This is a genomic window from Microbacterium sp. CIAB417, assembly GCF_022788845.1.
Map to the genome: position 1 here is coordinate 1 of NZ_JAHZUT010000049.1, position 288 is coordinate 288.

1 rRNA gene is annotated in these 288 nt (G+C 53.5%); it reads left to right on the plus strand.

Annotated features, from left to right (window positions below):
- Positions 1-158: 158 nt before the first annotated feature.
- Positions 159-275: ribosomal RNA gene (gene rrf / locus KYX17_RS31675) — 5S ribosomal RNA — on the plus strand.
- Positions 276-288 lie beyond the last annotated feature (13 nt).

Here is a 288-nt window from a genome sequence, read left to right on the forward strand (position 1 = left end):
TGCGGTAACGCATGCAGCTGACTGGTACTAATAAGCCGATGACTTGATAACACATCGTTCTTGGTGTTCGCGTCCACTTTGTGGTTCTCGATGTACGGTCGAGAGCCCTACAGGCACACACGCTGTGTCTTTAGGTTTGATTGAAACATCAATAGTGTTTCGGCGGCCATAGCGTGAGGGAAACGCCCGGTCACATTCCGAACCCGGAAGCTAAGCCTCACAGCGCCGATGGTACTGCAGGGGGGACCCTGTGGGAGAGTAGGACACCGCCGGACTTCTTTTACGAAA